The following is a 7,007-nucleotide window of genomic DNA, read 5'->3' as shown; positions in this document are numbered from 1 at the left end:
GGGCCAGGGCGATCGCCGGGCGGGTGGGGCGCCCGCCGCCGGTGACCAGGGCCACCCGGCCGTGCAGGGGCAGGTCGCTCATGGCGTCGCCGCCGTCAGCAGTGCCTGGATCATGTCGGGATGGTGGGTGCGGATCCAGTCGGCGCCGGCAAAGAGCACATTCGAGGCGAACAGGATGCGCGCCAGCCGCTCGGGCTTGCGGGCGGCGTAGAGCAGGATCGGGCAGCCCAGCTGGCGCAGCACATCCAGGTTCCAGAGCACGCTGTTCTGCAGCTGGATCTTGCCGACATCGTCGGTGGCGGGGTGGATGATGCCGAGGTTGGGATCGATGATCACCTCACCCACGCCGGCGGCCCGGGCCTGCTCCACCCGCGGGCCGAGGTGATCGAGCAGCCCCTGCAACCGGTAGGGCACCGGAGCGGCAGTGCGCATGCGGTAGGCGTCGCCATAGGGCATGTAGGTGAGCATCAATGAGGCGCCGGCTGCCGCCACCGCCGCCAGGGCCGAGGGTTCGATGTCTGCGCCGGTGAAATTGATGGCGGTGGCGCCGGCCTCCAGGGCGACGCGCACGGTCTGCGAACTCCAGGTGTCCACCGACACCCGATAGCCCTCCTGCAGCAGCCGGCCCAGGGCGGGCAGCAGCCGGCGCTGTTCCTCCGCGTCGTTGATCATCGCCGCCGTCGGCGTGATCGAGCGGGCACCCAGATCGATCACGGCGCAGCCCTGGCTGTGCAACCAGGCGGCCCGTTGCAGGAGCTGCTCCGTGCCCGCCACCACCGAGTCGCTCACCATCGATTCCGGCGAGAGGTTGATCACGCCGAGCAGGGTGCGGGGATGGGGCGTGCTCATCAAGGCGAAGCTTGGGGGCTCAGGCGCCAGCATGGTCGGCCCGGTCGGCCGCCACCGCCGCTGCCAGCCTCGACAGGACCTCGGGCCTGCGCTGGCTCACCTCATCCCAGGTGGGAGTGAGCCGGGAGAGCTGATCCTCCTGCACGAAACTCCGCCCGGCCTCCAGCAGGCAGGCGGCGAAGAAGGAGACGGCGCGGGTCTCCTCGCCGCGATCGAGCCGCAGGCCGTTGAGGGCGGCGTCGGCGGCGTAGGAATCGAGCAGATCCAGCACGATCCGCTGATAGGCGGTCGCGAGACTGCGCACGAGCGCCAGATCGAGCACCTGGCCCTGGGCCGCCAGCCCGCGGAACAGCCCCAGGGCGATGTCGCGGCCCATCCGCCCGAGGCCACTGCCGCCAACACCGTGATCGGGCTCCTGATCGGCCTCGTGATCTGTCTCGGGCGGGAATGGCTGGTGCTTGTGGTCGTAGGCCTCGGCGATGTCCACCTGGCAGAGCTGGCGGGTGGAGTGATCGCGGAACATCTCGGTGAGCACGCCGATTTCCATTCCCCAGTCGCTGGGCAGATGCAGACGCCGTGCCGCGCTCCACCGCATGGCGCACTCGCCGGCGAGCGGGTAGCGGAAGCTGTCGAGAAACTCCAGGTAGCGGCTGGGGGGCAGGCAGCGCCGCAGGGCCCGCAGCAGGGGGGTGACGAACAGGCGGCTGACCCGCCCGTACATCACCCCAGCGCTGATCCGCGGGTAGTAGGCCTTGGCGAACACGAAACCGCTGTCGGGATGCAGCAGCGGATAGACGAGCCGGGCCAGCATCCGCGGCGTGAAGCTCACCACATCGCAATCGTGCAGGGCCACCACCTCGGCCCGCCCGAGGGCCTGGACCAGGCCCAGGCAGAGCCAGATGTTGTGGCCCTTGCCCCGTTCCGCCGGCGCCAGCTGCTGATGCCCCAGGTCTTTGATCAGTGCGGTGACCCGGGGGCCATCGTTCCAGATCAGGTGGTGCGGCTGGGGCAGCTGGCTGAACAGGGCGAGGGCCTCGCGGAATCCAGCGGTATCGGCCCGATCGAGGCCGATCACGATCTCGTTCAGCCAGGGGATGGTGGCCAGCTGGCGCACGAACGGCTCCAGGGCCGGACCCCGCAGCTCGGCGTGCAGACAGGGCAGCACCAGGGTGAGCGGCAGGCGCTGTGCCTGCTCCGCCACCGCAGCCGCCAGAGAGGCCTCGCTGCGTCCCCCCAGGTCATGGAGGGTGGTGACGATGCCGTTCTGGAAGAAGTCGCTCATCAGCTCTGCAGCGCCAGCCGCTCCAGGCCGCCGTCGTCCGGCAGCTGCCGGGCCAGGGCCGCCACGCTCTGGCCCGTCAGCGGATCGATCCAGTCGGGCGCGATCTCCGCCAGCGGCACCAGAACGAAGGCTCTCTCCCGCATGCGCGGATGGGGGAGCTGCAGGCGCTCGCCATCCAGGCGCAGGTCGCCGAGCAGGATCAGGTCGAGGTCGAGGGTGCGCGGCCCCCAACGCTCGGCCCGCACCCGCCCGAAACGGGTCTCCGTTTCCTGCAGCCGATCGAGCAGCGCCTCCGGCGACAGGAGCACCTCCAGCACGGCGCAGCCGTTGAGATAGTCGGGTTGCGGCGGCCCCACCGGTGCGCTGCGGTACCAGGCGGAGCGACGCAGCAGGCGGATGCCGGGGCTGGCATCCAGCTCCACCAGGGCGCCCTCCAGGGTGGCGCGACAGTCGCCCAGGTTGCTGCCCAGGGCGATGGCGGCCTGCCGCGGTGGATCGGCCCGCTCCGTCCAGGCCACCCTCAACCCCGCCGGAGAAAAGGCCGCCGTACCACCAGCGCCGGCTCCTCGCGCCCGCGGATCTCCACCGCCAGCTCCGTGCCGAGGCGGGCGGAGCCAACCGGCACCGACGCCAGGGCGATCGCCTTGCCCAGCGTGGGCGACCAGCTGCCGCTGGTGATCTCCCCCACCGGCTCGCCGTTACACAGCACCGGGTAGCCGTGGCGGGCGATGGCACGCCCCTGCAGCTCCAGGCCCACCAGCCGCCGCTCGATCCCTTCCGCTGTCTGCCGCTCCAGGGCCTGCCGCCCGATGAAGGGCTTGGGCATCTCCAGGTGCACCAGCCAGCCGAGGCCGGCCTCCAGGGGTGTGGTGGTTGCATCCATGTCGTTGCCGTAGAGGTGCATGGCCGCCTCCAGGCGCAGGGTGTCGCGGGCCCCGAGGCCGCAGGGCTCCACCCCCTCGGCCAGCAGCTGTTGCCAGAGGGCGAGGCCTGCCTGGCGATCCAGCAGCAGTTCGAAGCCGTCTTCGCCGGTGTAGCCGGTGCGGGCCACGAACACGGGGGCGCCGGCGGCCGCTCCGGTGGCGGCGCCGGACAGCAGGATCTGCCGATGGCCGAAGCGGGGCAGGCCGGAGAGATCGGCGCCGCTGAGGGCCTCCAGCCGTGCCGGTGCCTCCGGGCCCTGCAGGGCCAGCAGCACCCCGTCGCCCTTGCGGTCGGTGAGAGTCACCCCCTGCGGCTCGAGGTGGCGGCGTAGCCAGGCGGTGTCGGCGTCGATGCAGGCGGCATTGATCACCAGCACCAGCTCGCCCCTGCTGCCGCCCTCGCCGGCCACCTGGCCGCAGTCGTAGGCGATCAGATCATCGAGGATGCCGCCCGCCTCGTTGAGCAGCACGGTGTAACAGGCTTCGCCGGGGCCGATGCGAAACAGATCGGTCGGCACCAGGGTCTGGAGCGCGTCTTTCACCCCGTCGCCCCGCAGGGTGAGCACCCCCATGTGGGAGATGTCAAACAGGCCGCAGCGCTGGCGCACGGCCGTGTGCTCCTGCACCAGTCCGCCGAACTGCACAGCCATCTCCCAGCCGGCGAAGGCCACCATCCGCCCCCCGGCGTCGCGGGCAGCTTCGAACAGGGGCGTGCGTTGCAACGGATCGGTGGCGGGGGCGGCCATGGCGGGAGTGCAGCGTTGGCCGGATCCTATGGAGAGCAGTTGCTGGAGAGCAGCCGCGGTCTTCCCCAGGGAGATGTCTGCTTCGATGCTGTACGGATCGACCTCCTGCAGGGTTGACTTGCTGAAGGAAAGTGGAGGATTCGGGCTGTTTGCCTGGCGATCCTTCCGTGACCTCTTTACCTTGGGCCCCTTGATGGGTTTCCGATGGGTCAGCGTTCCAGCTGCCGCAGCTGTCGCCACTGCACGCCTCCCCGTGGCGATGAGATGGGCTGGTGCAAGCTGCGTCGCCTGTCCATCCATCCCGATCTGTCCGGAGACCTCTGGTGCCATCACTGGACAGCCCGTCCACCCCGGTTGCCCGGCATGGGCCCTGAGGGCGCAGGTTCGTCCGGCATGGTGACACGCTTCAGCCATGTCCCCAGCCGCCAGCTCTGTCTGTCCATGGAGCCTGACGAGTCCCAGAGGCTGGAAGCCTGAAGAAGCTGGGCAGACTGCAGCCTCCGAAAGCCCTGATCGGCCCGTTCAAGATCTTTGGTTGGTGTTCTCCGCTGCCGTTGTGGCGCTTGCGGATGTAGGAATGTAATCATCAGAACCTTTCAACCAGGAGGTGACCAGATTGGTCACGACACCCGCTGCTCCCTCTCCGATCGCCCTGATGGCAGATCAGGTCGATTGCGAGATCTTCACCTTCCCCACCGGGGCCCACATCTTTACGCGCGGTCGGATGGCCGATGCGATTTATGCCGTGCGCCGCGGCATCGTGGAGCTGGTGGACGAGCAGGGGAATCGGCTCTGCTACAGGCCTGGTGAGCTGTTCAGTTACCAGGAGATCATGTGGCGACAGATTGCCTTCCGTAACGATGCCATCGCGCGCACCCCGGTGGAAGTGCTGCGTCTGGAGCGGCTCCGCTTCCTCAACCTGCTGCATAACCACCCCACCCTGGCGGTGATGCTCCTGGGTCAGCAGCACGATCGCCTGCGGGAGCAGCGCACCAGCGGCACCTGTTGCTACTGACTCCAGCGGGCTGCGATCAGTGGCCGGCTGTCCGGCCCAGCAGCAACAGCAGGCTGCGGCACAGCTTAGCGGCCAGCACGCTGCTCACCCCGCTGGGATCGAGCTGGGGGGCCAGCTCCACCACATCCGCTGCCACCAGGTTGTGGTGGCGGAGTTCATCCACCAGGGCGGCGAAGTCGCTCCAGAGGAAGCCGCCGGGTTCGGGAGTGCCGGTACCGGCCATCACGGCGGGATCGAACCAGTCCAGATCCACGGTGAGATAGAGGGGGCGGCCGCGCAGCGGGTGCAGTGCTGCGGCCATCCGCTCGATCGCCACCAGCCGGCCGCTCTGTTGCAGCTCGCTGAATTCATCGCGGGTGCCGCTGCGGATGGCGATCTGCAGCAGCTGCTGGCTGGGCAACACTTCCAGGCAGCGGCGCATGGCACAGGCATGGCTGTGCTGGCTGCCGAGCCAGCTGTGGCGCAGATCGGCATGGGCATCGAGCTGCACCAGCACCAGATCCGGCTGGTGGGCCGCCACGGCGCCCACGGCACCGGAACTGATCGAGTGCTCGCCGCCCAGCATCAGGGGCCGCAGGCCGAGGCTCAGCAGGTGTTCCGTACCCCGCCGCACCGCGGCCACCACCGGTTCCGGGGCCCCGAAGGGGATCTCCAGGGCCCCGAAGTCGGCGAAGGCCAGATCATCCAGATCCAGGTCCAACTGGGGGCAGTAGGTCTCGAGGCCGCTGCTCACCTCGCGGATCGCTGCAGGCCCGAAACGGGTGCCGGGGCGGAAGGAGGTGGTGCCGTCGTAGGGCACGCCGAACAACCCCACGCGGCAGCCGGCGGGATCGCGGCGGCTGGCCATGTAGATGGCACCATCGGTGTCAAACAAATCCGTGACAAAGAGGTTGTTCATGCGTTGAGTGCGCGCTCGATGCCTGCGGGGATGGCGTCGAAGGCCCCACGTTGCCAGCGGGGCGACCAGATCTCACAGCCCTCGCCGATGGCCGCGGCGCGCGCTGGATCCGGCTCCAGATAGCGGCGGCCATCGAGGGCGGCGAAGGTCCAGCTCCACCAGCCGCTCGGATACATCGGCACCCAGCCGTACATCGGATCGGCGTGGCCGAACACCTCGCGAAGCAGGCCCACGGTGTCGAGGTGCACCTGCCGGAAGGCCTCGGGGGATTCGCTCTGGGTGGCGAACACGCCGCCGGGTTTGAGGATGCGGCGGCAGTGCTCGAAGAAGGCCCGATTGAACAGGCCCTCGGCCGGGCCGGCGGGATCGGAGCCATCCACGATCACCACGTCGTAGCTGGCCGGCGGCGCGTTGGCGGCCCAGGCGATGCCATCGCCCACGGTGAGGTGGAAACGGGGGTCGCTCCAGCAGCCGCCTCCGATCGAGGGCAGGTACTGCTGGCTCCACTCCACCACCAGCCCGTCGATTTCCACCATGTCGAGGTGCTGCACGCCGGTGTGGCGGAGGCACTCGCGGGCGGTGCCGCCATCACCGCCGCCGATCACCAGCACCTGCTCGATCGACGCGGCGCCGCACAGGGCCGGATGCACGATCGCCTCGTGGTAGTGCCGCTCCTGCCGCTCGGCGGTCATCCAGCAGCCATCCAGCAGCAGGCCCTTGCCATAGCGCTCGCTCTCGATGATCGTCACCAGCTGGTAGGGCGACTGCTCTTCTGCGAGTACACGGCCGGCCAGGCCGTAGCGCACGCCATCAAAGATCTCGTCGATCCAGGTTTTGGGGTTCGCCATGGGGTGGGGCCGCCCGGAGTGAATCTCCGTACGGTTACACAGCATCCATGTTTCACCTCGCTGTCTCTGGCAGGTGTCCTGTCATCCTGAACACATGCCAGGCCAACAGCCCAGTGGTGATCTGCGCGTCACGGCGGCGGTGCTGATCCCGGCGGCGGACCTGAGCTGGCGCTTCTCCCGCTCCTCCGGGCCCGGTGGTCAGAACGTGAATACCACCGATTCACGCGTGGAGCTGGTGTTCCCCCTGGCCACGTCCGCTGCCGTGCCGCCTCTGCAGAAGGCCCGCGCCCTGCGTCGTCTGGAGGGGCGCCTGGTGGAGGGGGCGGTGGTGATCACGGCCTCTGAGCACCGTTCCCAGTGGCAGAACCGGGTGGCGGCGCGGCAGCGTCTGGTGGAGCTGCTGCAGCAGGCCATGGCGCCGCCGCCGCCGCCGCGGCGTGCCACGC

The 7,007-nt window shown here is 69.3% G+C and carries 9 protein-coding genes; 3 read left to right on the top strand and 6 right to left on the bottom strand.

Going from position 1 to position 7,007, the window contains the following annotated elements:
• Window positions 1-78: 78 nt before the first annotated feature.
• The 4 genes from VB716_RS06320 to gcvT are packed head-to-tail and all read right to left on the bottom strand — an operon-like array spanning window position 79 to window position 3,800.
• Entirely contained in the window at window positions 79-849 is a 771-nt protein-coding gene (locus VB716_RS06320) for a dihydropteroate synthase (protein ID WP_323270021.1), read from the bottom strand.
• Window positions 850-868: 19 nt separating this feature from the next.
• Entirely contained in the window at window positions 869-2,131 is a 1,263-nt protein-coding gene (locus VB716_RS06315; RefSeq protein ID WP_323270020.1) for a glycosyl transferase, read from the bottom strand.
• Window positions 2,131-2,649, bottom strand: a complete 519-nt coding sequence (gene folK, locus VB716_RS06310; RefSeq protein WP_323270022.1) for a 2-amino-4-hydroxy-6-hydroxymethyldihydropteridine diphosphokinase — start codon at window positions 2,647-2,649, stop codon at window positions 2,131-2,133. Before folK ends, VB716_RS06315 begins: the two co-directional genes overlap by 1 nt.
• Window positions 2,650-2,651: 2 nt before the next feature.
• A complete protein-coding gene (gene gcvT, locus VB716_RS06305) occupies window positions 2,652-3,800 on the bottom strand; it encodes a glycine cleavage system aminomethyltransferase GcvT (protein WP_323270019.1) in 1,149 nt (382 codons plus the stop codon).
• A gap of 204 nt (window positions 3,801-4,004) precedes the next feature.
• Between gcvT and VB716_RS06300 the strand changes: the two genes are divergently transcribed.
• Both VB716_RS06300 and VB716_RS06295 read left to right on the top strand, forming a co-directional pair.
• Window positions 4,005-4,277, top strand: coding sequence for a hypothetical protein (locus VB716_RS06300; protein ID WP_322758077.1), 273 nt, complete (start codon window positions 4,005-4,007; stop codon window positions 4,275-4,277).
• A gap of 130 nt (window positions 4,278-4,407) precedes the next feature.
• A complete protein-coding gene (locus VB716_RS06295; RefSeq protein ID WP_231598082.1) occupies window positions 4,408-4,815 on the top strand; it encodes a Crp/Fnr family transcriptional regulator in 408 nt (135 codons plus the stop codon).
• Window positions 4,816-4,831: 16 nt separating this feature from the next.
• Here VB716_RS06295 and speB read toward each other — a convergent pair whose 3' ends face one another.
• Window positions 4,832-5,713, bottom strand: a complete 882-nt coding sequence (speB, locus tag VB716_RS06290; RefSeq protein ID WP_323270018.1) for an agmatinase — start codon at window positions 5,711-5,713, stop codon at window positions 4,832-4,834.
• Window positions 5,710-6,561, bottom strand: coding sequence for a polyamine aminopropyltransferase (gene speE / locus VB716_RS06285; protein WP_322758079.1), 852 nt, complete (start codon window positions 6,559-6,561; stop codon window positions 5,710-5,712). The genes speB and speE overlap by 4 nt, the downstream gene beginning before the upstream one ends.
• Window positions 6,562-6,655: 94 nt before the next feature.
• On the opposite strand from speE, the gene arfB reads away from it, so the two are divergent.
• A partial coding sequence (gene arfB / locus VB716_RS06280; protein ID WP_323249183.1) for an alternative ribosome rescue aminoacyl-tRNA hydrolase ArfB occupies window positions 6,656-7,007 on the top strand: 352 nt, incomplete at its 3' end.

This window comes from Synechococcus sp. CCY9201 (genome assembly GCF_034931105.1).
Classification (GTDB): Bacteria; Cyanobacteriota; Cyanobacteriia; order PCC-6307; family Cyanobiaceae; genus CBW1002.
This window is presented reverse-complemented; position numbering and strand designations above follow the sequence as displayed.

Coding starts and splice junctions, on each gene's coding strand:
- VB716_RS06300 (WP_322758077.1), top strand. CDS start 4,005: ATGGGTCAGCGTTCCAGCTGCCGCAGCTGTCGCCACTGCACGCCTCCC.
- speE (WP_322758079.1), bottom strand. CDS start 6,561: ATGGCGAACCCCAAAACCTGGATCGACGAGATCTTTGATGGCGTGCGC.
- speB (WP_323270018.1), bottom strand. CDS start 5,713: ATGAACAACCTCTTTGTCACGGATTTGTTTGACACCGATGGTGCCATC.
- VB716_RS06315 (WP_323270020.1), bottom strand. CDS start 2,131: ATGAGCGACTTCTTCCAGAACGGCATCGTCACCACCCTCCATGACCTG.
- VB716_RS06320 (WP_323270021.1), bottom strand. CDS start 849: ATGAGCACGCCCCATCCCCGCACCCTGCTCGGCGTGATCAACCTCTCG.
- gcvT (WP_323270019.1), bottom strand. CDS start 3,800: ATGGCCGCCCCCGCCACCGATCCGTTGCAACGCACGCCCCTGTTCGAA.